The organism is Pseudomonas putida (assembly GCF_003228315.1).
Classification (GTDB): domain Bacteria; phylum Pseudomonadota; class Gammaproteobacteria; order Pseudomonadales; family Pseudomonadaceae; genus Aquipseudomonas; species Aquipseudomonas putida_S.
In genome coordinates this window covers 589104-614498 of record NZ_CP029693.1, presented here as the reverse complement: position 1 = coordinate 614498, position 25395 = coordinate 589104, and the positions used below count along the sequence as shown (strand labels likewise).

Below are 25395 nucleotides of genomic sequence, written 5' to 3'. Positions count from 1 at the left end.
GCCGGTTCAATTCAGTCAACAACAGGCATCCAGCGACGAATGCGTCGCTCCAGCCGTCCCGACAAGTAGTTGGATGCCAGCGTCACCGCGTAATACAGCGCCGCCGCCGTGAGGTAGAACAGCAGGTATTGACGCGTCGACCCCGCGGCCTGCTTGGCGGTGTACAGCAGCTCGTTGGTGCCGACCACGCTGATCAGCGCGCTGTCCTTGATCAGGTTGATCCACAGGTTGGCCATCCCCGCCATCGCATACGGCGCCATGATCGGCAGCGTGACCCGCCGGAACAGGCCGAAGCCGTGCAGGCCGAAGGCTTTGCCCGCTTCGATCTGGCCAAAGGGAATGGCCTGGATCGCCGCGCGGAAGATCTCCGAGGCATAGGCGCCCTGCACCAGCCCCAGCACGAGGATCGCCGCCAGTGGTCCGCTGACGTTGACCGCGTCATAGCCCATCGACTCCATCAACCGGTTCAACAGCATGGAACCGACGTAGAACAGCAGCAGGATCATCAACAGTTCGGGCACGGCGCGAAACAGTGTGGTGTAGCCCCGGGCCAGAGCCGCAATCGGTTTGGGCGCGCTGAGTTTGAGGCAGGCCAGGATCAGTCCGACGATCAAGCCGACCACAAAAGCCCCGGCCGATATCTGCAGGGTCATCGCCAGACCCTTGAGCAACGCAGTGCCCCATCCCTGTTCGCTGAAACCGATCATCTCGAACATTGTTGGCATTTCAGTCTCCGACCTTCAATTCAACCCGTCCCCCTGTGGGAGCAAGGCTTGCCCGCGATGGGGCCCACGAGAACGCCATCGCGGGCAAGCCTTGCTCCTACAGGGATCTTTGTTTGTGTTTAGAACGCCGGTTTCACGTTGATACCGAAGTAGCTCTGGGACAGGTCGTCGTAGTCTTTGCTGGCCAGCAGTTCGGTGATGGCCTTGTCGAGCTTGGCCTTGAGTGCGGTGTCTTCCTTGCGAATGCCGGCGCCCACGCCCTTGCCGAACAGAGGGTCGTACGGCACGTTGGTGATATACGCCAGGTCCTTGGCATCCGGCGTCTTGACGAAGGCGGCCATGGCAGTGCCATCAGCCATTTGCATGTCGATGCGGCCGGCAATCAGGTCCGCGTTGACCGAATCCTGGGTGTCGTAATACTTCACATCGGCAATTTTTTCGCCGTAGGCCTTCAGGTAGCTGGCGCTTACCGTCGAGTTCTGAACACCAATGGTCTTGCCCTTCAGGTCATCCGGGAATTTGCTGAGGGTGGTGCCCTTCGGCGCAACCACCGCAACCGCCGAGTCGTAGTAGGCCTTGCTGAAGGCGATCTGTTTTTCACGCTCCTCGGTCACCGACATCGAGGAGAAAATCACGTCGATCTTTTTCGCCAGCAACGACGGAATGATCCCGTCCCACGCCACTTCCTTGATCTCGCACTCGGCTTTCATTTCGCTGCACAGCTTGTGGATCAGGTCCACTTCAAAGCCTTTCCACTCACCGTTGGCCTGTTTCTCGGTGTACGGCGGATAGGGTTCGGCCGCGACCGCGAAGCGGATCGGCTGGGCTTGCGCTGCACTCATACCGGCCAGCATCACTGCCGCCACGCCGGTGATCCAGGTTGCCAAACGTCGATTTCCCATGGTTGTTGCCCCGTCTTTTGTTGTTTTTAGCGAGTCTGATGAGCGTTGACGAACTGTCGGCAACGCTCGCTGCGTGGGTGTACGAACACATCGTCCGGCGTACCGGTTTCCTCGATCAGGCCTTGATGCAAGAAGGCGACTTTGGAAGAGACATCGCGTGCGAAGGCCATTTCATGGGTCACCAGGATCATGGTCCGGCCTTCTTCGGCGAGCGAGCGGATCACCCGCAGCACTTCCCCGACCAGTTCCGGGTCGAGTGCCGAGGTGGGTTCATCGAACAGCATGACCTTGGGCCGCATGGCCAGGGCCCGGGCAATAGCCACGCGTTGCTGCTGCCCCCCGGAGAGAAACGCCGGGTATTCGTTGCGCTTGGCCGCCAGCCCCACACGTTCGAGCAGCGCTTCGGCGCGTTCGGTGGCCTCGGCCTTGCTCTCGCGCAGGACCTGGGTCGGCGCTTCGATGAGGTTTTCCAGCACCGTGCGATGGGGCCAGAGATTGAAGTTCTGGAACACCATGCCCAGGCTCGAGCGGATCCGTACCAGTTGCTTGGCATCCGACACCAGCGGTGCGCCAGGACGGGTGTGGTTCAGGTGAATGCTTTCGCCGTCCACCAGAATGCGTCCCTGGTCCGGCACTTCGAGCATGTTGATGCAGCGCAGCAAGGTACTTTTACCCGAGCCGCTGGCGCCGATCAGCGAAATCACGTCGCCTTCGCGGGCGGTCAGCGACACGCCCTTGAGCACTTCGATATTGCCGAAGCGCTTGTGCAGTTTTTCCACCTCGATCATGGTCCGCACCGTCGCTGGCTGGACGATCGGTTCACTGGTCACGCGGGCGATCGCAGGCTTGGGCGCTTCATCCTTGAGCACCAGGAGAAAATCGCGAATACGCTTGCAGGCTTCGGTCAGGCGCTCTTCGCCAGAGGTGAAGGACAGGCGCACAAAACCCTGGGCCGGTTCACCGAAGGCAGCGGCATCGAGCACTGACACCTTCGCCTCGCGCAGCAGCCGCCAGGCGAACTCCAGCGAGGTCAGGCCGGTGCCGCGTACATCCAGCAGGACAAACATGCCGGCATCGGGCTTGAGTACGGTAATCGGCTCGCAGCCCGCCAGCCCCGCCACCACCAGGTCGCGACGGCGCCTATAAATGTCGCGCATGCCGTGGCTGACTTCATCGTGGGCCAGCACCGCCTTGAGCGCGGCCTCCATGCAGAACCCCGGCAAGCCGTAGAGCATGCTCAACACCAGGTTTTCGGCATGGGCGACCAACGCCGGGTCGGCGATGATCCAGCCGATGCGCCAGCCGGTCATGGCGTGGGACTTGGACAGGCTGCCGATCACCACGCAGCGCTCGGCCATGCCGGGTAGCGCCGCCAGGCTCAAGTGCTCACGTTCGAAGGTCAGGCTTTCATAGACTTCGTCCACCACCACCCACAGGTCATGGGCAATGGCCAGGTCGGCGATGGTTTGCAACTCTTCGCGGTTGAGCACCACGCCCGTGGGGTTGTTCGGGTTGGAGAGGAATATCGCCTTGGTCCGTGGGGTGATCGCCTTGGCCAGCACCGCGGCGTCGAGGCGGAAGTCATCGTCCGCCGAACACGGCACCCGCACCAGCGTGGCGCCCGAAGCCTTGAGGGTGGCCTCGTAGGTCACGTACATCGGGTCAAGGGCGATCACCTCGTCGCCGGCACTGAGCAGGCACATCGAAGCGGTGAACAAGGCGTTCTGCGCCCCGGCCACGGTGATGACGTTTTCGGCTTGCAGCTCGCGCCCGAACAGTTTGGCGTAACGCCCGGCGATGGCCTCGCGAAGCGCCTTGCGGCCGGCGATTTCGGTGTAGTGGGTGTCACCTTCGCGCAGCGCTTCGATGGCGGCATCGGTGATGAAGTCGGGCGTGGGAAAATCCGGGTCGCCGACACTGAGAATGATCACATCCTCACCGCGTCGTCGCGCATCGAAAGCCGCGTAGTGAATATCCCAGGCCGCTACACCTTGACCTGAGATCCGCTCAACAAAGGGTGAAAACCGCATGCCAGTGCCTCGTTCAAAATGAAGAAACGCAAGCCCGCAACCAGCCGGGAGAGAAGGTGAAAAGAACATAATCCAAGCTGAACACTCGTTCAACAGAAAACTGATGAAGATGCGCGTTCAGCGCAAACAGGTCGTTTTTAAAACATTGGCGGCGTTTTTTATTCGTTTGACCGTTCAATCAATCCTGTAGGAGCGAGCCTGCTCGCGATGAACCAGAGAACACCGCGGGGCATCAGGTCCCTCTCGTCATCGTTCACGACCATCGCGAGCAGGCTCGCTCCTACAGGGGGTCTATGCTGCTGTGATATTCCTTGGTCGGAAGCGCACGATGCGTCCAGGTCTGAACCGATTTTTGTTGTGTGCCGCCCTTGCCCTAGGCGGCTGTGTTCGGTTGGGTCCCGACTTCCAATCACCCGCCGAGCCCTGGGTCGATCACTGGAATACGCCCAACCTCGACCACGCCAGCCAGCGGGCGCTGCAACCGGACATTCGCCAGTGGTGGGAGATTTTTGCCGACCCGACTCTGAACCAATTGATCGCCGAAGCCGACGCGAATAACTCCAGCCTGAGAATTGTCGGCCTGCGGGTCATGGAAGCGCGTGCGCAGTTGGGCATCGCCGAAAGTGGCCGTTACCCGCAACTGCAACAGATCAGCGCCGACAGCGTGTATGTCCACCGTGATCAGTACGGTGGGCGCAACCCGGTCGACAGCCGTTTCTGGCAGCACAGTGCCGGTTTCGATGTGGGCTGGGAACTGGATTTCTGGGGCCGCTTCAGCCGTGCCATCGAGGCCTCCGATGCCAGCTATTTCGCCGCCGAGGCCAACTACGACGACGCCCTGGTTCTGCTACGTGCGCAGGTGGCCGACAGTTACTTTGCCCTGCGCACCACCCAGGCCCGCCTGCGGGTCGCCGAGGAAAACGCGCGCCAGCAGGAGCGCAATTACGAGATCACCGAAAAGCTGTTCAAGAGTGGCCAGACCGCCGAACTCGATCTGCAACAAGCCAAGACCCAATACCTGGGCACCTTGAGCAGCATCCCGGTCCTGCAGGATCAACTGGTGCGTTTGCGCAATGCCCTGGCGGTGCTCATCGGCCAGCCGCCGGGCGAGCTGCCGCTGGTGGTGGAGAACAACAGCTTGATTCCGCTGGTGGACCGCGCCGTGCTGCAGGATGTGCCGGCGCAACTGCTCTTGCGCCGCCCCGACGTGCGCGCCGCCGAGTTGAACGTCGCCGCGCAGTCGGCGCTGGTGGGCGTCGCCGAAACCGATTTCTACCCCTCGCTGAGCCTGCTCGGCAGTATTGTCTGGTCCGCCGATACCTTGAGCGGCAGCTCGCGCAGCCTCGACCTGATCGGCGGCCCGAGCCTGCGCTGGAACGTGTTCGATTACGGGCGCATCAGCAACAACGTGCGAGTGCAGGATGCGCGCCTGCAACAGCTGATCGAAGCCTATCGCGACAAGGTACGCCAGGCCGCGCGCGAGGCGGACGACGCCGCCAACGGCCTGACCCAGGCCTTGCAGCGCGAGCGCATCCTGCGCGAGGCCGAAGGCGCGGCGAAGCGCTCGCTGGAACTGGCCAACGCGCTGTATCGCGAAGGTTATTCGGACTTTCAGCGGGTGCTGGATGCCCAGCGCGCCCTGCTCGATACCCAGGACAGCTATCTGGTCAGCCGCAACGACGCGGTGAGCAACGTGATCGCCTTGTACAAGGCCCTTGGCGGTGGATGGTACAGCGCCCAGGCCAAAATCGATCCGGCCACGCGCCGGCAAATGGAACAACGCACCGACTGGGGCAACCTGCTGTCCGAGCCCCAACCCGCCGCCTCCTATCCCAACCCGGTAACCCACCATGACTGACGCCGCGCCTCCCTCCTCCGACGCCCCGCCGCCAGCACAACCCGCCACCGACCCGACAAAAAGCGGGGTGAAATGGGTGTTGCTGCTGATCGTCCTCAGTCTGACCTGGTATTTCCTCGCCGATCGTTTCACGCCCTACACGCAGCAGGCGCGGGTAGGTGCCTTCGTGATTCCGGTGGCGGCGGAAGTGGCCGGCCGGGTGATCCGTGTCAACGTGCGCAACAACCAGGACGTCAAGGCCGGGGAAGTGATCTTCGAGATCGATCCGCAGCCCTACCAGATTGCTGTCGACCGCGCCCGCGCCGACCTTGAATCGACCCGCCGACAGATCGGCGCCAGCACCGCCGGCATCGCCTCGGCGCAGGCCAACCTGCGGGCGGCTCAGGCCAATGAACTCAAGGCCCGCCAGGACAATCAGCGACTGGAAGGCTTGTACCGCGAAGACCCCGGCACCATCTCCGTACGCCTGCTGGAAGTGTCGCGGGCCAACCACGAAGCCGCTGTCAGCAAGGTCGCCGCGGCCCGTGCAGAAGTGCAGCGCGCCCGTGAAACCGAAGGCGGCAGCGAGGAGGACAACGCCAAACTGCGCAGCGCTGCCACCGCCCTGTCAAAGGCCGAACTGGACCTGTCCAACACCCAGGTGCGGGCTCGCTCGGCGGGACTGATTACCGATTTGCGCAACGATGTCGGCCAGTTCGCCGCCGCCGGCAACCCGGTCATGACCCTGATCGCGATCCATGATGTGTGGATCAGTGCCGACATGACCGAGAACAATCTGGGCCTGGTCAAACCCGACACACCGGTGTCGATCGTGCTCGATGCGTTGCCCGGCGAAGTCTTCCAGGGGCGAGTGCGCAGTCTCGGTTACGGGGTCAGCGTCGGCCAGCCGGCCGCCCCTGGCACATTGCCCACGGTGCAGAACAGCCGCGACTGGCTGCGTCCGGCGCAGCGCTTCCCGGTGATCATCGAGTTTTCCGCCGAGTCCTTGGCCATGCTCAAGGACAACCGCTCCATCCGTGCGGGCGGCCAGGCCGAGGTGATGGCCTTTCCTTCGGAGGGCAATGTGCTCAATCCGCTGGGGCGGATCTTCCTCGGCCTGATGAGCTGGCTTTCGTATGCCTACTGAGCGCTCGCCACGGGTCCAGCGTGCAGCACGCCTGGCCACCGGCACCGCGCTGTGCCTGGCCGCCAGTTATGGCCTGGCGTTGCCGATTCCGTTTCTGGCACCGGTGTTGTGCGCGATGCTGCTGGTGTCCCTCAACCGCCCGTTGTCGTTCAAGGCAGCCATCGTGCTCGGGTTGGTGGCGATGCTCACCACCGGCATCGGCCTGCTGCTGATTCCACTGCTGCGTTATTACGGGTTCAGTGGCGTGCTGTTGATCGGGCTTTGCCTGTTCGCGGTGTTCGGCTTTGGCTTGAGGGGCGGCAATGCCCTGATCGTGACCTTGCTGGTGATCGGCCTGACCATGATTTCGTCGGCGGGATTTGCCGACTTCGACCTGGCGTTGACGGTCATCAAGGCACTGGTCGCCGGGCTGCTGTTGGCGATCATGGTGGGCGTGGTCAGTCACGGGTTGTTCCCGGAACCGACCAACGCCCCTTCCCCACCTGCCGCCCCACCCTTGCCGGAAAACGAAGTCCACCGGGTGGCGTTACGCGCGACCCTGATCGTGATCCCGGCGTTCCTGCTGGCGCTGATCGACCCGGCCAGCTACCTGCCGATCGTGCTCAAGGCGGTCAATCTGGGGCAACAGAGCTCGACGACTTCGGCCCGCAGCGCCGGCCGCGAACTGCTGGGCTCGACGTTGCTCGGCGGGCTGCTGGCGATCCTGTTCTGGAGCGCACTGAGCCTGTTCGTGCACCTGTGGATGTTCTTTCTGTGGATGCTGCTGTTCGGCCTGATCCTGGCGCGCAAGCTCTACGGTCTTAGCCCCGGCCGCTGGAGCCCCGGCTTCTGGATGAACACCTTGATCACCCTGATCATTCTGCTGGGGCAGTCGGTGCAGGACAGTGAAGCCGGCAAGGACGTGTACACCGCGTTTGCGGTGCGCATGGCGTTGTTTATTGCGGTGACCTTGTATGCGTGCGTGATGGTGCATGTGCTCGAGCAGCGCCGAGTTCAAAAATCACACCGTCTCCTGTAGGAGCAAGGCTTGCCCGCGATGGCGCTCTCACGGACGCCATCGCGGGCAAGCCTTGCTCCCACAGGATGTGTGTGTGCGTTCAGGGATTGACCTGATAACCCTTGCCCTGCAGGCAGCTTGTGTAGGCCGTCGCCGTGTTGGCGGAATTGGTCTTGTTTTGCGCCCGGCGTTCCTGGCGCTGGCGTGCCCCGCCGACCACGGCGCCTGCCGCAGCGGTTTGTTTGGCCTGGTTCTGGCGATAGTTTTGCTGCCTGTCGCTGTCCACGCGATCATAAATTTCTTCGTGCTGATTGCCGCGTATCTGGGCGGCGGTTGCTCCGGCAGCGGCGCCGGCCATCGCGCCCTTGACCCGCCCGCCCGAAGGCGTGGTGGACGTCGAAGCCGTCTGGCTGGCGGCGATGTTGTTGCACTCGGCGATATCGGCCTGAGTCTGTTGCGAACTCTGCCCCTTGAGCGGTACCACCGATTGCGCCCATCCCTGGACACTGAAAACCGACACAACGAGGCAAAGGCCGACGAGCGGCAACCTTTTCATGATGTCCTCCGAAATGAGCGTGACTCACCCCGAAAGAGTGTAGTTCAGCCCTCCTCCCGGACCTCCATCACCAGGCTGTTTTCCTCCAGGCGGACCGGCACCGCCTCAAGCGTCGCGCCCTTGCACGGTCCGTCGACACAATGCCCGTCCTCGAAGCGAAACATTGCGCTGTGATGGGCGCACATCAGCACCTTGCCGCGATAAGTGCAGAACTCCTGGGGTCGAAAGTCCAGCGGCACGGAAAAGTGCGGGCAGCGGTTGATGTACACCCACGCCTGCTCGCCCTGGCGCACCGCCACCAGCCCTGCCGGATGCAGTTGCCGGTGCTGCGGCAGGCCCAGGGCGCCGCCGTCGGCGATGTCGTCCAATTGGCACAAGATGATGGTGCTCATGCCCAGCCACGCAGTTCCGGGTTGCCGAGGCTCCAGTTCCAGGGCCGGATCTGGATGTTGGCGAACAGCCCCGCCTGAACATAAGGGTCATCCTGCAGGAATGCTTGTACTTCCGGCAGGCTGCCTGCCTCGATCACCAGCAAGGTGCCGTTCATCGACTCGCCGGCATCATCCAGGGTCGGGCCGCCGAAGCGCACCACCACCCGGTGGCTGTCGGTGGCGCGCAAATGAGCCTGATGGCTGGGGCGCAGACGCTGACGCAGAGCCAGTGAGTCCGGGTGGTCGGTGGCGAATACCGCAAAGAACTGGCCCATGACTCAGGCCTTTTCCATGACGAATTCGTAGCACGCCCGCTTGAACGGCAGCGCCATGCCCAACCGGGCGGACACCTCGTCGTGGCGAGCACAGTCCTCGTAGATCACCTGCAGCGATTGCTTCACCCCAAACACCGCATCGGATTCAAGGTACGGGTCATCGTGGTTGAACAGGTGCGTGACCAGCTTGCGATAGCCCGGTACATCAATCATGAAATGCAGGTGCGCCGGCCGCCAGGCATGACGGTTGGCCGCATCGAGCATGCGCCCCACCGGGCCATCGGTCGGTATCGGGTAGGCCACCGGGACAATGGTGCGAATCGCGAAGCAACCGTCAGCGTCGGTGCGATAGCGACCGCGCAGGTTGCCGAACGGCTGCTCGGTGTCCTGGCCGGAATACATGCCGTTCTCGGCGGTCTGCCAGACGTCGAGCACCGCGCCGGCCAGGGCCTTGCCGTTGACGTCGACCACCCGTCCGCGTACCAGTGCTGTCTCGCCGGGAGTGAACGCCATGTTTTCGCCGAATTCGCGATCGGGCATGCCGTCGATGTAGAACGGCCCGAACACCGTGGTTTCGGTGGCCGTGGCGGTGTGTCGATGGTTGATCGCATCCACCAGCATCGACACGCCGAGGGTATCGGAGAGCAGGATGAATTCCTGACGCACCAGGCCATCGCAGGTATGGCCGGTGTCGGTCAGGAAGCGAATCCCCTCGAACCACTCCTGTTCGGTCAGTTCGACCTCACTGACGAAGGCATGCAGGTGCCGGGTCAGGCTTTGCATGATCTGTTTGTAGCGCGCGTTGGGCGCGCCATCGAAGCTGTTCACGGCTTGCTCGGAAATCAGGCTTTCCGCCGTTTTGTCTTGATCGGTCATTGTTTTTATTCCGATGAGATTGATCGCTACATCAGGCTGGCGCCTGGCCCTTCAACGCTCGGTTCAGCAGGGCTTCGATCGGGCCTTGCTCGAACGGCCGCGGGTTGTAGTACGGGCTGGCACAGGCGATTTGCGCCGCCTCGGCCGGGCCATTGGCCGGAAAACCGATGTCTTCCAGTGCCAGGGGAATGCCCAGCTTCTGGTTCAGCGCATACAGCAAGGCGCCGACCTCACTGGCGTCGCTGCCGCCCAGTGCTCGCGCGGCGCGTTGCAAGGGCCCCGCCGCCGCTTCACGGTTGTAATGCGCGGCATGGGGCAAAACGATCGCATGGGCCTGGGCATGGGGCAAATTGAAGGTGCCGCCCAGGGTGTGGCACAGCTTGTGGTGCAAGGCCATGCCTACCGAGCCCAGGCAGATGCCCGCCAGCCAGGCGCCGTACAGCGCCTGGCCGCGCGCCTGCGGATCCTCCGAATCGTTGACCACCCCCGGTAAGGCCTGCGCCAGCGAACGAATCGATTCCTCGGCCATAAAGCCAATGATCGGGTTGGCGTCCTGGGCGTAGAGCGCCTCCACCGCGTGGGCCATGGCGTTCATGCCCGAACAGGCGGAAATCTGCGCCGGCAGAGTCAGGGTCAGTTGCGGGTCGTAGATCACGGTCTTGGGCAGAACCTTCGGATCGCGCCCGGTTTTCTTCAGACGGTTCTCGGTCAAGCCATAGATCGGGGTCATTTCCGAACCGGCATAAGTGGTGGGCACCGCCAGGATCGGCAAGCCGGAATCCATGGCGATCGCCTTGCCCAGGCCGATGGTCGAACCGCCGCCGATCGCCACGCAGCAATCGGCATCCAGCCGCGCCGCTTCGGCACGGGCCGCCTGCGCGACTTCCAGCGGAACGTGCATCACCGCCTTGGGATAAACCCCGGCCGCGCGATCACCGAGCAATGCCGCGACCCGCTCGCCCAGCCCTTGCTGTTCCGGGGTGGTGAGGATCAGCGCACGCCGCGCACCGAGGCGCTCGATCTCTTCGGCCAGTGCCGAGAGCTTGCCCCAGCCGAACACCACGCGGGTCGGCAGGCTTTGGTAGATAAACGGATTCATGGCAGGCCTCAGCGTTTGTAGTGCGGCGCGATGTTAGCGTCGACATTGACCCAGACCGAACGGGCCTCGGTGTAATCGTGGATCGCCTCGAAGCCCATCTCACGGCCATAACCGGACTGGCCGACACCACCGAACGGGCTGCCGGGGCTGACGCGCTTGTAGCAGTTGATCCAGCACATGCCGGCGTGAATCGCATTGGCCAGTTTATGCGCCCGGGCCAGGTTCTGCGTCCACAAGCCGCTACCCAGTCCGTACTCGGTGCCGTTGGCAATGGCCAGGGCTTCTTCGTCAGTGCTGAACCGCACCACGGTGACGAACGGGCCGAAGACTTCTTCCTGGCAGACGCGATCCGAGGGTTTGGCCTCGACAATGGTCGGCTCGACATAGAAGCCGTTGGCCAGGGCCTTGTCGTCCGGGGCCTTGCCGCCGGCGAGTATCTTGCCGCCCTGTTCAATGGCGAAATCGATGTAGGCCATCACCCGGTCGCGGTGCAGCGCCGAAGTCAGCGGGCCCATTTCGGTCTCGGGGTTCATCGGGTCGCCCAGGCGAATCGACTTGGCCAGGGGGATGAAACGCTCGAGGAACTTGTCCGCGATGTCTTTGTGCAGAATCAGGCGCGAACCGGCGATGCAGGCCTGGCCCTGATTGTGGAAGATCGCCCAGGCGGCGCCATTGACGGCGGCGTCGAGGTTGGCGTCTTCGAAGACGATGTTGGCACCCTTGCCGCCCAGTTCCAGCTGGATGCGCTTGAGGTTACTTTTCGATGCTTCGACGATCCGGCGCCCGGTGGCGGTGGAACCGGTGAAAGCAATCTTGCCCACGTCCAGGTGTTCGGCCAGCGCCTGGCCGGCGGTGTGCCCATAACCCGGCACCACGTTGACCACGCCCTTGGGGAAGCCGACTTCGGTCATCAGCTCGGCGATACGCAAGGTCGACAACGGGGTGATTTCCGACGGCTTGATCACGATGGTGTTACCCGCCGCCAGCGCCGGGCCCATTTTCCAGCTGGTGAACATCAGCGGGAAGTTCCACGGCACGATCTGCGCCACCACGCCAATCGGCTTGCGTTGCACATAGTTGAGGAACCCGGCCTCCACCGGAATCACCGCGCCTTCGATCTTGTCGGCCATGCCGCCGAAATAGCGGAAACAGGCGGCGGTGCGCGGCACGTCAAGGCCACGGGAGTCGCGAATCGGGTGCCCGGTGTCCAGGGATTCGAGCTGCGCCAGTTCCTCGGCGCATTCTTCGATTTTGTCCGCCAGTTTGAGCAGCAGGCGGCCACGCTCGGCGGCGCCCAGCGCCGACCACGCCGGGAACGCGCGCTTGGCGGCAGCGACTGCCAGGTCGATGTCAGCGGCTTCGGCGGCAGCGATGCGGGTGATCAACGAACCGTCATGGGGCGACACCACGTCGATGGTGCCACCGGCCACCGCGTCCACGAAGCGGCCATCGATATAGAGCTGATTTTGCATAATGGTTTCCTCGCACCGCGCGCCTGGCGCAGTGTCTGAATCAATGGCTGAAAGCATGGCCCGGCAAGGCGCCGGGCAAGACGCGAAGTCTTAGAACTCGATCGGGTACGGCGTAAGCTCACCGCTTTCGTAGCGTTGCGGCAGGTTCGGCGTGGCGTTTTCCCAGACCATCAGCATCGAGCGCTTGGTCGAGTAGCCCTGGTGACGGATGTCGGCGGGCATGGCGCAGATATCGCCGGCCCGCATGGTGATGCGCGCACGGGGATTGCCATCGTCCTTGTCGCCCACGTCCCAGATGATTTCATCGGACATCTGCAGGAACCACTCGATCCGGTCATTGCCGTGGAACACCGGCAGGATGAATTCCTCGGTGGTCGGGCAGAACAGGCTGGCCTTGCACACCGAAGTCACCGACGGGTTCCAGGTCACGTCGGAGCGCGACAGGTACTTGAACAGGCTGAAAGCATGCAGTTCGCCTTCGAAACCTTCGGCGGCATGGACTTCCGGTTCCTCCTGGGACACGTCGATGAACTGGCGGTTGACCGGCAGGTCGTCGCGCAGCGGCGAGTCATCCGGCAGGCCGGGCATGCGCTTGGTGGCGATGCGGAAACGCTCGATGGCTTCGATGTTGTCGCCGTTCTTGCGGCCATAGGCGCTGCCGGTTTCTTCCGGGGCGGCGAACGGGTCGAAGGTGGCGTTGGTCCAGTCGCGCATGATCGCCTTGAAGGTGGCCATGATCAGCGGCGTCTCGAAGTTTTCGGTGTAGTTGACGCCGGCGGCCTTGAGGGTGCCGTTGAACGTACCGGCGTACAGGTCGACCTTGCCGTAGTAGTTGCGGGTGCCGATCACGTGGTCGAAGTTGACCCAGCCGTAGAAGAAGCCCCAGGCGACGTCACGCATCATGGCGCGCAGGAAGTAGTCGACCGGGATCAGGTGCGAGCGGGTCTGGCCCTTGGCCGGCCAGGTGATGCGGGCGAAATACTCGTCGCGCGACAGTTCGAACGCGCCGAGTTTGAATGAGCGGTAGCCGGTGACCGGATGGGGCGCGCTGGCCTGGACTTCATCGTCGGCAAACAGTGCGGTTTCAGCAGCGGTTTCAAGCATGGCCATGGCGGGATTCCTTTTATTGTTGGGGAATGGACGGTCGGGTCGAACAGATCACTTGAAGCAGATATCTGCCCACTTCTCGACCGACAACGGGCCTTTGATGGTCTGCTGCAGAATCACCCCCGGGCGGCTGGATTCGAAGCGATACGCCGTGCCCACCGGCAACAGGCACTGATGGCCGCACTTGAGCAGTACGTAGCCCATGGGTTTGCCCGCTGGCATCTCACCGGCCAGGTGCGTGCCCTCGCCGTCCTTGAGCGGCGCCTCGAGCTTGAGAAAATCGATCCGCACTTCACCGTCCATGACGATGGCGAACTCATCGTGGGCGGCGGTGTACCAGGGCGACTGGCCTTCGGCACGCAGGGTTTCGATGACGTAACCGAGGTTGTAGCCGACCACGACTTTTTCATAGGGAAGGGATTTATCCGCCACTTCGAAGATGTTCGAAAAGGCGTAGTGACTGGCCTGACCGCTGATGATCTCGACCGAGCCCTTGCGGTAGTTGTCCAGCGAGCCGAACACCGTTTGGATTGCTGCGCTACTCATGGTTCTCACCGTTTTGTTGTTGTAGTAACCGTGAGCCAACAGTACGTCGCGACAGGTCCAGGGACAATTGGCTGACGGGCGACAACAGTGTTTGCAAAACGCGAACACTGCGGGTGAGGTGTAGGAGCGAGCCTGCTCGCGATGGAGGCGCAGGCACCGCGGGGTGACAGGCAGCCAGCGTTATCGTTGGCGTCCATCGCGAGCAGGCTCGCTCCTACAGGGGACGGGGGTGTCAGCGGATCCAGCCACGTTCCAGCAACGGCACGTCCCAGTAAGGTTCGGCGCCGAAGTTGTCCACCAGAAAGTCGATCAACGTCCGCACTTTCAGGGCCCGGCGCTGGGTCGCGGGGTACACCGCGGAGAAATTGAAGGACGACAACAGGTACTCCGACAGCACCGGAATCAGCCGGCCACTTTGCAAATCCTCACTGGCCACCAGCGTCGGCAGGCAGACAATCCCCACCCCGGTCTGCGCGTAATCGCGCAACAGATGCACCGAGTTCGAGCGCACTTGACCCGGCAAACTCAGCTCGACCTGTTCGTCTTCTCGGTTGAAAACCCAGCGGTTACGCGACGGATAACCCTCGTACAGGGCGATCTTGTGTTGCAGCAGCTCCTGGGGATGGGTCGGCACGCCGAATTCGCTGGCGTAATCCGGGGACATGCAGAACAGGCGGCGCACCGTGAACAGCTTGCGTTCGATCAGGGTCTCGGCCATGGGCGGGAACATCTGGAACGCCACGTCGAAGCCTTCTTCGATGGGATCCACCACCCGGTCGTTGACGATCACATCGACCTCGATGTCCGGATACAGCCGGGTGAATTCAGCGAGCAGGTGGCCGAAATGACTGATGGCAAAGCCCGGGAGCATCTGAATGCGCAATTTGCCGGTGGGCTTGGCCCGCAGTTCGCGCATGTGTTCGGTCAGCGAGTTGAAACCGGCGACCATGTCCGCGCATTCCTTGTAGTACGTCTCCCCCACTTCGGAGAGCCGCACATGGCGGGTGCTGCGGTGGAACAGCGGCGCGTTGATGAATTGTTCCAGTTGCTGGATGCGGTGGGTGATCACCGAACGGGTCACGCCCAGTTGCTGGGCAGCCTTGGCGAAGTTGCCGGTCTCGGCCACCCGCACGAAGGCTTCGACACTGAGTAAACGGTCCATGGCGGCAGGCTCTCTGGAGGCTTTTATTATTGGGCTATGGCGAGGTTAGCCTGTTGGTGGCCTGTGCTCCAGATCCTTCAAATTGCGCAGTCCCCTGTAGGAGCGAGCATGCTCGCGATGGAGGCGCAGACACCGCGGGGTTTCAGGCAGCCAGCGTTATCGTTGACGTCCATCGCGAGCATGCTCGCTCCTACAGGGGGTGGGATTCAGCGATTGAGCCAAGGGTAGCGCGCGGTGTCCTTGTTGCCGTAGTCCGGGTCCAGGTAGATGAAGCAGCGCTGGATCTTGAAGTCGCGGATTTCGAACACGTCGACCCAGTACCCGGCACTCGCCGCCGTCGGCACACCGGCGCGCCACGGCCCGTCGACGTGCTCGCCGAAGCTGGTACCTTCGCAGACCAGGGTGTCGGTGCCGGTAAGTATCCAGTTGAAGTGCGCGTAGTCGTGGGTGATCGACTTCAAGCGTGCGCCAAGGTCACCGAACATCTGCCCGATCTGCTCGCGACCGGTGGCCAGGCCCCATTTCGGGAACAGGACCTGGGCGTCTTCGGCGAACAGTTCGAGAATGCTGCCGCCGGTGGAGGTGACGCCGCCGTTGTCGAAGGCCTTGAGGTATTCAAGGGCCACGGATTTGCGTTGTTCGTCGGTCATCGTCTGAGTGCTGATCATGGCTGTCTCCGAATGGTTTTAGGTCTGTCAGTGCAGCGATTTGAGGTAGGTGATGATCTTCTGGCGCTTGGCCGGGTCGTCCTGGGAATAGACCATGGCGCTGCCCAGCGCGACGGTCTGGGCATCGGTCAGCCAGGCATCGAGCAGCTGCTCGTCCCAGACCTTGCCGTCCATGGCTTTGCGGTAGCCATCGCTGTAGGTGAAGTTGCTTTCACTGGCGGCCTTGCGACCGATCAGGCCGAACAGGTTGGGCCCCTGCCCCGGTGGCCCGCCCTTGTCGAAGGTGTGGCACACCGCACAATGGTTGGTCGCCATTTTCTGCGCGATTTCCAGCTCGTCGGCCTGGGCGCTGCCCGCCAGACCCAGGCTTGCCGTCAGCAGCAACAGTGCCGCGATACGTGGATTGAAGTGGTTCATGGTCGTGTTCTCATGCAATCACGGGTTACCCGCCGCCACGGATGAACGTGGCGGCGGCCAGATTCAGCCGCGCACCGGCTCCTTGTGCGCCTGATTCGCCGCCCGATAGGCGAAGGCGATGATCGGGCCCAGGGTCGAACCGCCAGCCCAGTAGGCGCGACCGGACGCCGAAGCCACACAGTTGCCGACGCCATACAGGCCGGGAATCGGCGCGTTGGCGTTGTTCAGCACCTGGCCGTGGGAATTGGTTTTCGGCCCGCCCTTGGTGTCGAGGTTGCCACCGGTGATCAGCGCCGCGTAGTACGGGCCTTTCGCGGCCAGCGGGTACATCGTCAGGTTGCCGCTGCGGCCGGCTTTGACGGGGCCGGTGAACACGCCCTGAATCACCAGCTCGCCGCGCTGGAAGTCCAGATCCTTGCCCTTCTTCGCCATCTCGTTGAAGCGCTTGAGCGTGGCCTTCAGGTTCAGGTTGAAATCCGCGCTGAGCTTCATGCCACCGATGTCGGCCGCGTGCTTGTCGAGCCGTTCGGCAATGTTCTTCGCCAGCTCTTCAAGGGTGTCGCCGCGCACCACATGCCGGTCGTTGCCACCCTTGGGCACGATGGGCGAGCCGTATTCGTCGCTGAAGCAGTTGTCCTGGGCCTGCTGGTCCCAGATCGAAAACATCACCAGGTTCGGGTATTCGGACTTGTCGCCATCCCACTGGAAAAAGGTCGGGACCATTTCGTTGTAGACGGTCTTTTCGTTGACGACGCGCTTGCCGTACTTGTTGACCATCAGCATCGAATCGCCGGTCATGGTGAAAATACCTGACATCGAACCGTCTTTGGCCAGGGCCTTCTCCAGCAGGATCGGGCACGACCAGGCGTAGTTCATGTTGCGCAACTGCACCCCCAGATCACTGGAAATGCGGATGAAATCGCCTTCGTTGGTCAGGGCCGCGCAGCCGCCGTAGACCGGGGCGTTGAGGAAGTTGCGACGCAGCTCCGGATCGTGGGTGAAGCCACCGGTGGCGAAGATCACCGCCTTGCGCGCCCTGACCCGCTCACGGGTGCCCTCTTCGGTCTCGACCTCGACACCGACCGCTTCGCCCTTGGAGTTCTGGATGACCTTGACCACACGCTCGCCGGTACGGATCTGGATGCCGTCGCGCTTGGCCGCCGCGGTCAGCGTGCGAATCGCCACGCGGCCGCCGTCGGACATGCTCGGCCGGGCGTCCTTGGGCAACAGCACGCGACCTTTCTTGGCCTTGTCTTCAGGCAACTCGTACCAGTAGTCCGGCACGTCCGGGCAGTGGCGGTAAGGCAGTGCATCGCGCTCGGCCAGCAGTTCGGCGGCAGGCGATGCACTGTCGTAGATGGCTTCGCACATCTCGTATTCCCAGTCCGACAGGCCGAGTTTCGGGGACGACGGATCGTAGGATTGCGGACGGCTCAGGCGCGCCACGTAGCGCATGTAATCGGCTTTCTCATCAACGATGCCGGCATCGCGCATCGGCTTGTTGTTCGGCACCCAGTACCAGAACGCCGCCTTGGCCGCAGTACCGCCGGGGCTGCCGGCCTTTTCCAGAATCACCACGTCGTTGCCCAGCCAGCGGGCGAACAAGGCAGTTGGCAGACCACTGCCGCCACCACCAACCACGACGATGTCGTGCTCCCGGTCGAAGGGCAGCTCTTCTGTGGCCATGGCCCGTGCCGCCACGCCAGAGAGCGCGGCGACGGCGGTTCCGGCGGCGCCGGCCTTGATGAAGCTTCGGCGAGACAGTGCAAGTTTTTCAGTTTCTTCAGTCATTTTTATTCTCCGCAACGGGTAGCAACCACACAGGCAAATCACACAAAACAGGGAGCACTCACCAGTAATGCCAAAGCTGCACGAACAAACCATCGGTGACCGTGGTGTTGCGCCCGTCCACGCCCTTGGAATAGTGGATGGACACCTGGTCCCACATTTTCTGGTTGAACACTTGCTGCACGCCGGGCTTGAGCTGGAACAGCACACCGGCGCCGAGGGCGGTTTCGTTGGAATCCGAGAACGGGATGCTGTTGTTGTCGCGGTCGTCGGAACTGAAGGTTTTCTGGTAGTCGGCGCTGAGGAAAGGCGTGACCTGGTAGGTCGGGCGGTCGACGATGTTGTAGCCCAGGCGCAGGTTGGCGTGGCCGGTGTCGCCCGGTTCGGTGTGATGCGGGCCGTCGCCGCGAATGATCGCGCCCACCAGCAGGTCGATGTTCACCTTGCCCAACCACTCGTTGTAGAACAGCGAAGGCCACAGGGCGTAGGTGTCGCTGCTGACCGAGTCGGCGCCGGTTGGCAGTTGCACATAGGCTTGAGCACCGATGGTGCGCAGCGGTGTCGGGTTGTACCAGACCAGTCCGCCCACCAGCGGGTCGCCAAAGCCACTGACCCGCGTGCCATTGCCGCGAACCGCCACTTCAGGGAGGGTAACGCTGGCAATGAAGCCGGTATTGGGCAGCCCGTCCATTTTCCAGTAGTGCAGCAACGACGTCAGGCCGACCCAGGTTTCGGTGCCGGGGCCTGCAACCTTGTTGCCGTGGTCATCGAAGCGCTGGCGGTCGTTGTTGTATTCGAATTCCTGGCCCACCGAGTTGTAGGGCTCGGTGAAGTCCGAACTGAACTGGAAGCTTTGCGGCCGGTTGCTGGCATAGGGAATGCCCGACGCCTGCGCCTCGCCGCCTGGATACAGGGAGGCACCAAGCGCGCTCAGACCCACAAGCAGACCCAGGCCTGCCACATTCATCGCGAGACTGAATCCAGCTCTCATCGAAATACTCCGGATATTGTTATTGTTTTGGGTGCTCGACGGTCGACAGTGCCATCGGGCTACGGGGCGAACGATAAGGCGCGCCCTGACAGCCAACAATTCCAATCTCGGCGACTTCAGTGTTTGCGGATTCAGAACAATGGGGGCGGGATTTGCGAACGGTCTGCAGGTGGCGCCGCGATCAAAACTGTAGGAGCGAGCCTGCTCGCGATGGAGGCGCGGGCCCCGCGGGGTGTCAGACAGCCAGCGTTATCGTTGACGTCCATCGCGAGCAGGCTCGCTCCCACAGGGCTTCGTGTCGATCACAGTTTTTGTGTACGACACACAACCCTGTGGGAGCAAGGCTTGCCCGCGATGGCGGCAGGTCAGGCAGTAGAAGGTTTCGGTGTTGATCAGGCCCGGGTGGTCAGTGGGTAGAGTTGCTCGTCAAACTGCGACAGCTTCGGAAACTCCAGCGGCTGATCATCGCTCAGGTGCTGCAGGCGCAAGTCATAGTCCTTGAGGAACTGCTGGCGCGCTTCTTCGCTGATGTAAGGCACATGCCAGGCCACGAACGGTTCCAGCACGTCGAAGCCGACGTACGCCAGGGTCCCGCGCAGGATCGGCCGCAGCATGTCCTGCAACGGACCATGAATCGCCTCCTCGCCGAACATGTGCTCGCGCCCGCCCAGGGTTACGGTCACCAGCGCTTTCTTGCCTGCCAGACCGCCCTGATCGTAGAAACGCTTGCCGCCGTAGCAGATGCCTGACACCAGCACCCGGTCGATCCAGCCCTTGAGCATGGCCGGGGCGGAGAACCAGAAGATCGGGAAGTTCAGGATCAACAAGTCAGCCCACAGCAGTTTGTCCAGTTCGCCCTGTATATCCGCCGCCAGTGACTGGCTCTTCACACCCAGGCGCTGCTCCAGCGCGTACACCAGGTACTCGGGGTTTTCCCGATTCGAGAAGTCGGCGTCGCTGGCCACCGGGTTCCAGTTCATCTTGTACAGGTCGCTGACCTGCACTTCGTGGCCCTGGGCTTCGAGGGTCGCCACGGCCTGGTCACGCAGGGCGGCGGTGAAGGATTTCGGCTCGGGATGAGCGTGGACGATCAGTACTTTCATGGGGGTTCCTTAGACTTTTTCCAGCGTAGTTTTTTTGTTCAGGTCTCGGCTGGCCAACAAGCGGTCGAGCCAGTCCGGGTCCATTTGCGGTTCGGAGGAAAACAGCAGTCCGGTGTAGTCCTGGTGCGGCGGGGTGAATATTGCACTGCGCGAGCCATGGTCCACCACCCTTCCCCGCTGCATCACCAGCACTTCGTCGGCAATCGCGCGCACGGTGGCGACATCGTGGGTGATGAACAGGTAAGCAACACCGAGTTGCTGCTGAATGCGGTTGAGCAACTTGAGCACGCCTTCGGCCACCAGTTGGTCGAGGGCCGAGGTGACTTCGTCGCAGATGATCAGTTGCGGATCGGCCGCCAGGGCACGGGCAATGCAAACCCGTTGCTTCTGCCCGCCGGACAGTTCGCGGGGCTGGCGCTCCATGTACTTGGCCGGGTCCAGCTCGATCATCTCCAGCAACTCGGCGACCCGGGCGCGCATGGCCTTGCCCTTGAGCCCCAGGTAGAACGTCAGCGGCCGACCGATGATGTCGACGATGCGCTGGCGCGGATTCAGGGCCGTGTCCGGGATCTGGTAGATCATCTGGATCCGCCGCAGTTGCTCCTTGCTGCGCTGGCGGAAGTCCGCCGGCAGTGGCTGGCCGTCGTACAGCACTTCGCCGTAGGTCGGCGGCAGCAAACCGGTGATCAGTCGCGCCGTGGAGCTCTTGCCGCTGCCGGACTCACCGATCACTGCCAGGGTCTGGCCCTTGTACAGCTTCAAGGAGACGTCATGGAGCACCGGTTGATGGCCGTAGCTGGCGCAACTGTTGCGCAACTCCAGCAGGGGTTTTTCTTCGTGCGGACAGGCCTTGGGTTCGGTACGGAAACTGCGCACCGCCCACAGCGACTTGGTGTAGTCCTCCTGCGGGTCGCCGAGCATCTGGCGGGTTTCGGCCTCTTCCACCAGTTTACCGTGGCGCAACACCATGATGCGGTCGGCCATCTGCGCCACCACTGCCAGGTCATGGCTGATGTAGATCGCGGCGCTGCCGTAGGTCTTCACCGCATCGCGAATCGCCGCGAGCACTTCGATCTGGGTGGTGACGTCCAGCGCGGTGGTCGGTTCGTCGAAGATGATCAGGTCCGGGTGACAGGCCATGGCCATGGCAGTCATGACCCGCTGCAACTGCCCGCCGGATACCTGATGCGGATAACGCTGGCCGATCTTTTCGGGGTCGGGCAGGCGCAGCACCCGGTACAACTCCACCGCCTCGGCCATCGCTTGCTCGCGGCTCATGCCACCGTTCTTCACCGCGGTTTCCACGTGCTGGTCGATCAGACGATGGGCCGGGTTGAATGACGCCGCCGCGCTCTGGGCGACATAGGCAATGCGCAAACCGCGCAACTGGCGCAGCGCTTCGGGTTTGGCCTTGAGCAGGTCGATGCCGTCGAAATTCACCGAACCACCGGTGATCCGGCAACCGTCACGGGTGTAACCCATGGCCGACAGGCCGAGGGTCGACTTGCCCGCCCCGGACTCACCGATCAGCCCCAGCACCTCGCCCCGTTGCAGGGTCAGATCGATGCCCTTGATCAGCGGATGCCAGGCGTCTTCGTAGTGCCCTTCGATGTGCAGGTTGCGGATTTCCAGCAAAGGTTTGTTTGTCGTCATGTTCAGCACTCCTTGAGGCCGCTGGATTTGTGCAGCATCCAGTCGACGACAAAATTGACGCTCACGGTGATCAACGCCACAGCCAGGGCTGGCAACAGCGGGCTGATGTCGCCAAAGGTGATCAGCACGGCGTTGTCGCGCACCATGCTGCCCCAGTCGGCGGTCGGCGGCTGGATACCCAAACCGAGGAACGACAGCGCACTGATGAACAGGAATACAAAGCAGAACCGCAGGCCGAATTCGGCAATCAACGGTGCCGCCGCGTTTGGCAGCACTTCGCGGGTGACCAGCCACCACAGCCCTTCACCGCGCAGGCGCGCGGCTTCGACGAAGTCCTGCACCACCACGTTCATCGCCACCGCCCTTGAGAGGCGAAACACCCGGGTCGCATCCAGCAGAGCGATCACCAGCACCAGCGAGGTGGCGTTGGTGCCGACCACGCTGAGAATCAGCAAGGCGAAGATCAGCTGTGGAATCGCCATCAGGATGTCCACGACCCTTGAGAGGCCCTGATCGATGGCGCCACCCTTGATCGCCGCGATCAAGCCACTGAGGCCGCCGAGCAGGAACGCCAGCACCGTGGTCAGGAAGGCAATGCCCAGGGTGTTGCGCGCGCCGTAGACCAGACGGCTGAACATGTCGCGCCCCAAGTTATCGGTGCCCAGCAGGAACTGCCCGCCCCACGGCGCGAAGCCCTCGCCCACCACCTGGGTTTCGCCGAACGGCGCCAACTCTGGCGCGAACACGGCGACGAGGATGTACAGCACGATCACCAGCAGCCCGAATTGGGCGCTCAGCGGCGCCTTCAGCAGTTGTTTTAAAAGGCTCATGGCTTACCCCTTCGGATGCATCAGGCGCGGGTTGCTGGCAATCGACAGCACGTCGGCACTGGTATTGAGCAGGATGTAGGTCGCGGCGAAGATCAGGCTGCAGGCCTGCACCACCGGAATGTCGCGCTTGGCCACCGAGTCCACCAGCAACTGGCCCAGACCCGGATAGACGAACACCACTTCCACGACCACCACACCCACCACCAGATACGCCAGGTTGAGCGCCACCACGTTGACGATCGGCGCCAGGGCGTTGGGCAAGGCGTGGTGGAAGATGATCCGCGACTGGCTGATGCCCTTGAGCCGGGCCATTTCGATGTACGGGCTGGCCAGCAGGTTGATCAGGGAGGCACGGGTCATGCGCATCATCTGCGCGATCACCACCAGGCTCAGGGTCGCCACCGGCAGCACCGAGCGCTGTAGCACTTCACCCAAGGAGGCGTCCGGCGACAGGTTGGAAATGCTCGGGAACCAGTTGAGCTTGACCGCGAACACCAGGATCAGGATGTAGGCGACAAAGAACTCGGGAAACGACACGGCGCTCAGGGCCGAGGTGTTGAGCAGGCGATCGAACCAGCTGTTGCGATATAAGGCTGCGAGCATCCCAAGCAACAGGGCCAGCGGCACCGAGATCAGCGCCGCCAACAACGCCAGACTGAAGGTGTTGCCCAGGCGCCTGCCGACCAGTTCGGCGATGGGTCGCTGGTTGGCCAGCGACACCCCCAGGTCACCGTGCAGCAGTTGCCAGATCCAGTGCCCGAAACGAGTCAGCGGCGGCATGTCCAGCCCCAGTTGCGCGCGGTACGCCACCACGGTTTCCGGGGTGGCGGATTGGCCGAGCATGGCCTGGGCGATATCGCCGGGGAGCATGCCGACCGCGAGAAAAATGATCACTGACACCGCAAACAGCGATAACAGCCCCAATGCCAAACGCTGAAGTAGCAGCTTGAAAATACTGTTCACTGCGTAGTTCCTTACAAAGACCACCGTTTCCAACTGTAGGAGCGAGCACGCTCGCGATGGACGACAGAACACCGCGGGGTGTCAGGTTGTCAGCGTTATCGTTAACGTCCATCGCGAGCATGCTCGCTCCTACAGGGGTTCTTCATCGCTGACGGGCTCTTACGCCTGCCACCACCGCTCGATTACGCGCAGGCCATCAAGTTCACCGTAGGGCGCGGTCTGCCCGCCATGCACCACCCGGTTGGAACGTGCGGCCACGGAGCTGGCGAACAGCGGCACGATCGCCCCGCCGTCATCCCGGCACAGCGACTGCATTTCGTTGTACATCTCGCGGCGCAGCGGGTCGTTCATCTCGCCGCGGGCGGCGTTGAGCAACTGGTTGAAGCGCGGGTTGTCCCAGTGGGTTTCGTTCCAGGCCGCACCCTTGGCGTAGCCGATGCTGAACATGCGGTCGGCGGTCAGGCTGCTGTACCAGAACGAGGTGGTGAATGGCTGCTTCATCCAGACGTTGGAGAAGAAACCGTCGGCGGGTTCGCGCACCACATCGATGTCGATCCCGGCGGCGCGGGCCTGCTCCTTGAACAGCACCGAAGCATCCACCGCACCGGTGTAGGCCGCGTCGGAGGCTTGCAGGCGCACCTTGAGAGAATCCATGCCGGCCTTTTTCAGGTGGAAGCGCGACTTGTCCGGATCGTAGGTGCGCTGCTCCAGCGCGGTGTTGATGAAGCGGCTGCCGGGCTGGATCGGATGGTCGTTGCCCACCAGGCCATAGCCGTACAGCACCGACGCCAGCAAGGTTTCGCGGTTGATCGCGTACTTCATCGCCAGGCGTACGTCGTTGTTCTGGAACACCTGGCTGTCGGTGAGCATCGGGAAGGTGTAGTGCTGCGCGCCCTTGGTTTCTTCGATGACCAGGTTCGGATTGCGCTTGAGCAGGGACACGGTTTTCAGGTCGACCTTGTTGATCACATCCACTTGCCCGGTGACCAGCGCGTTGACCCGTGCGGCGCCGTCGGCAATCGCGATCAGCTCGGCGCTGGCGAAGTGCGCGCGGCCGGGCTTCCAGTAATCCGGGCTGCGTTCCAGGGTCATGCGCACACCCGGTTCGAAGTCCTTGAGACGATAACCGCCAGTGCCCACGCCTGCCTGCCAGTCCGGTACTCCGTCTTTACTCGGCATGATCACCAGGTGGTAGTCGGCAACCACGTAAGAGAAGTCGGCGTTGCCCGAGTGCAGTTCGAACACCACGCTGTCGCTGCCGTTGGCGCTGACCTTGGCCACATCGCCCAATACGGTCTTGGCCGCCGAGGTAGATTTTTCCCCCAGGTGATGCTGGATCGAGGCCACCACATCATTGGCGTCCAGGGTTTTGCCGTTATGGAAGGTCACGCCCTGGCGCAGCTTGAAGGTCCAGACCCGTGCATCCGGTGTCGATGTCCAGCTTTCGGCGAGTTCAGGAATCGCGGTACCGTCGACGGCGATCTCAGTGAGGGTGTTATAGACCGCCGAGAAGCCGACGAAGGTGAAGGTGTCGGCCCAGGAGCCCGGGTCTTTTGAGTCGGTGGTGCTGCCTCCGGCCAGGCCCAGACGCAGCACGCCGCCGGGTTTTGGCGTGGCTTCTGCGGCAAAGGCCCCGAACGGCAAGCCCATGGAGAACGCCCCGGCCACCGCAGCAGTGGTCGCGCTGTACTTGAGAAAGTCCCGACGCGGCAGGCTGAATTCGTGGTTCGCTTGAGTAATCTTGTTTTTGTTATCGCTCATTGCATTGCCCCTGATAAAAGCTAATGGAATACCTGATCAAAACCACGCAATGCACCGGG

The 25395-nt window shown here is 62.6% G+C and carries 24 protein-coding genes; 3 read left to right on the top strand and 21 right to left on the bottom strand.

What is annotated here, in order from left to right; genetic code table 11:
* Positions 1 to 11: 11 nt before the first annotated feature.
* The 3 genes from DKY63_RS02795 to DKY63_RS32855 form a co-directional block, all read right to left on the bottom strand.
* Positions 12 to 725, bottom strand: a complete 714-nt coding sequence (locus tag DKY63_RS02795) for an ABC transporter permease (RefSeq protein ID WP_110962716.1) — start codon at positions 723 to 725, stop codon at positions 12 to 14.
* 119 nt (positions 726 to 844) lie between these two features.
* Positions 845 to 1627 carry a transporter substrate-binding domain-containing protein gene (locus tag DKY63_RS02790; protein WP_110962715.1) on the bottom strand — a complete coding sequence of 261 codons (783 nt, stop codon included), beginning with the start codon at positions 1625 to 1627 and terminating at the stop codon, positions 845 to 847.
* Between the two features lie 26 nt (positions 1628 to 1653).
* The gene (locus tag DKY63_RS32855; RefSeq protein WP_110962714.1) at positions 1654 to 3657 is read right to left on the bottom strand and encodes an aminotransferase class I/II-fold pyridoxal phosphate-dependent enzyme; all 2004 of its coding nucleotides are present in this window, start codon (positions 3655 to 3657) and stop codon (positions 1654 to 1656) included.
* Between the two features lie 328 nt (positions 3658 to 3985).
* Between DKY63_RS32855 and DKY63_RS02780 the strand changes: the two genes are divergently transcribed.
* The 3 genes from DKY63_RS02780 to DKY63_RS02770 are packed head-to-tail and all read left to right on the top strand — an operon-like array spanning position 3986 to position 7659.
* Complete coding sequence (locus DKY63_RS02780) at positions 3986 to 5515, top strand: efflux transporter outer membrane subunit (protein ID WP_110962713.1); 1530 nt, start codon at positions 3986 to 3988, stop codon at positions 5513 to 5515.
* Complete coding sequence (locus DKY63_RS02775; protein ID WP_110962712.1) at positions 5508 to 6641, top strand: HlyD family secretion protein; 1134 nt, start codon at positions 5508 to 5510, stop codon at positions 6639 to 6641. Before DKY63_RS02780 ends, DKY63_RS02775 begins: the two co-directional genes overlap by 8 nt.
* Positions 6631 to 7659 carry a DUF2955 domain-containing protein gene (locus DKY63_RS02770; RefSeq protein ID WP_110962711.1) on the top strand — a complete coding sequence of 343 codons (1029 nt, stop codon included), beginning with the start codon at positions 6631 to 6633 and terminating at the stop codon, positions 7657 to 7659. The genes DKY63_RS02775 and DKY63_RS02770 overlap by 11 nt, the downstream gene beginning before the upstream one ends.
* Positions 7660 to 7738: 79 nt before the next feature.
* Here DKY63_RS02770 and DKY63_RS02765 read toward each other — a convergent pair whose 3' ends face one another.
* From DKY63_RS02765 to DKY63_RS02675, 18 genes are all read right to left on the bottom strand, one after another.
* On the bottom strand, positions 7739 to 8194 hold the full coding sequence (locus DKY63_RS02765; protein ID WP_110962710.1) for a YMGG-like glycine zipper-containing protein: 456 nt from the start codon (positions 8192 to 8194) through the stop codon (positions 7739 to 7741).
* A gap of 44 nt (positions 8195 to 8238) precedes the next feature.
* Positions 8239 to 8586 (bottom strand): Rieske (2Fe-2S) protein, encoded by a 348-nt coding sequence (locus tag DKY63_RS02760; RefSeq protein WP_110962709.1) that lies wholly within the window; start codon positions 8584 to 8586, stop codon positions 8239 to 8241.
* Positions 8583 to 8900, bottom strand: a complete 318-nt coding sequence (locus DKY63_RS02755) for a YciI family protein (protein WP_110962708.1) — start codon at positions 8898 to 8900, stop codon at positions 8583 to 8585. The genes DKY63_RS02760 and DKY63_RS02755 overlap by 4 nt, the downstream gene beginning before the upstream one ends.
* 3 nt (positions 8901 to 8903) lie before the next feature.
* A complete protein-coding gene (locus tag DKY63_RS02750; RefSeq protein WP_110962707.1) occupies positions 8904 to 9776 on the bottom strand; it encodes a dioxygenase in 873 nt (290 codons plus the stop codon).
* A gap of 31 nt (positions 9777 to 9807) precedes the next feature.
* Positions 9808 to 10875: a maleylacetate reductase gene (locus tag DKY63_RS02745; RefSeq protein ID WP_110962706.1), complete on the bottom strand. Its 1068-nt coding sequence runs from the start codon at positions 10873 to 10875 to the stop codon at positions 9808 to 9810.
* Between the two features lie 8 nt (positions 10876 to 10883).
* The gene (locus DKY63_RS02740; protein ID WP_110962705.1) at positions 10884 to 12347 is read right to left on the bottom strand and encodes an aldehyde dehydrogenase family protein; all 1464 of its coding nucleotides are present in this window, start codon (positions 12345 to 12347) and stop codon (positions 10884 to 10886) included.
* A 90-nt stretch (positions 12348 to 12437) separates the two neighbouring features.
* Entirely contained in the window at positions 12438 to 13457 is a 1020-nt protein-coding gene (locus DKY63_RS02735; RefSeq protein WP_110962704.1) for a hydroxyquinol 1,2-dioxygenase, read from the bottom strand.
* Between the two features lie 48 nt (positions 13458 to 13505).
* Positions 13506 to 14000 carry a hydroxyquinol 1,2-dioxygenase gene (locus DKY63_RS02730; protein ID WP_110962703.1) on the bottom strand — a complete coding sequence of 165 codons (495 nt, stop codon included), beginning with the start codon at positions 13998 to 14000 and terminating at the stop codon, positions 13506 to 13508.
* Between the two features lie 232 nt (positions 14001 to 14232).
* Positions 14233 to 15162, bottom strand: coding sequence for a LysR family transcriptional regulator (locus DKY63_RS02720; protein WP_110962701.1), 930 nt, complete (start codon positions 15160 to 15162; stop codon positions 14233 to 14235).
* A 206-nt stretch (positions 15163 to 15368) separates the two neighbouring features.
* Positions 15369 to 15830 carry a nuclear transport factor 2 family protein gene (locus DKY63_RS02715; RefSeq protein WP_110962700.1) on the bottom strand — a complete coding sequence of 154 codons (462 nt, stop codon included), beginning with the start codon at positions 15828 to 15830 and terminating at the stop codon, positions 15369 to 15371.
* A gap of 27 nt (positions 15831 to 15857) precedes the next feature.
* Positions 15858 to 16247 (bottom strand): c-type cytochrome, encoded by a 390-nt coding sequence (locus DKY63_RS02710; protein WP_110962699.1) that lies wholly within the window; start codon positions 16245 to 16247, stop codon positions 15858 to 15860.
* A gap of 63 nt (positions 16248 to 16310) precedes the next feature.
* Entirely contained in the window at positions 16311 to 18038 is a 1728-nt protein-coding gene (locus DKY63_RS02705) for an FAD-dependent oxidoreductase (protein WP_110962698.1), read from the bottom strand.
* 58 nt (positions 18039 to 18096) lie between these two features.
* Positions 18097 to 19026, bottom strand: coding sequence for a transporter (locus DKY63_RS02700; protein WP_239499368.1), 930 nt, complete (start codon positions 19024 to 19026; stop codon positions 18097 to 18099).
* Positions 19027 to 19418: 392 nt separating this feature from the next.
* Entirely contained in the window at positions 19419 to 20129 is a 711-nt protein-coding gene (locus DKY63_RS02695; protein ID WP_110962697.1) for an NAD(P)H-dependent oxidoreductase, read from the bottom strand.
* 9 nt (positions 20130 to 20138) lie between these two features.
* A complete protein-coding gene (locus DKY63_RS02690) occupies positions 20139 to 21782 on the bottom strand; it encodes an ABC transporter ATP-binding protein (RefSeq protein WP_110962696.1) in 1644 nt (547 codons plus the stop codon).
* Positions 21783 to 21784: 2 nt separating this feature from the next.
* Entirely contained in the window at positions 21785 to 22612 is an 828-nt protein-coding gene (locus DKY63_RS02685; protein WP_110962695.1) for an ABC transporter permease, read from the bottom strand.
* A gap of 3 nt (positions 22613 to 22615) precedes the next feature.
* Complete coding sequence (locus tag DKY63_RS02680) at positions 22616 to 23575, bottom strand: ABC transporter permease (protein WP_110962694.1); 960 nt, start codon at positions 23573 to 23575, stop codon at positions 22616 to 22618.
* Between the two features lie 159 nt (positions 23576 to 23734).
* Complete coding sequence (locus DKY63_RS02675) at positions 23735 to 25336, bottom strand: ABC transporter substrate-binding protein (protein WP_110962693.1); 1602 nt, start codon at positions 25334 to 25336, stop codon at positions 23735 to 23737.
* Between the last annotated feature and the right edge of the window lie 59 nt (positions 25337 to 25395).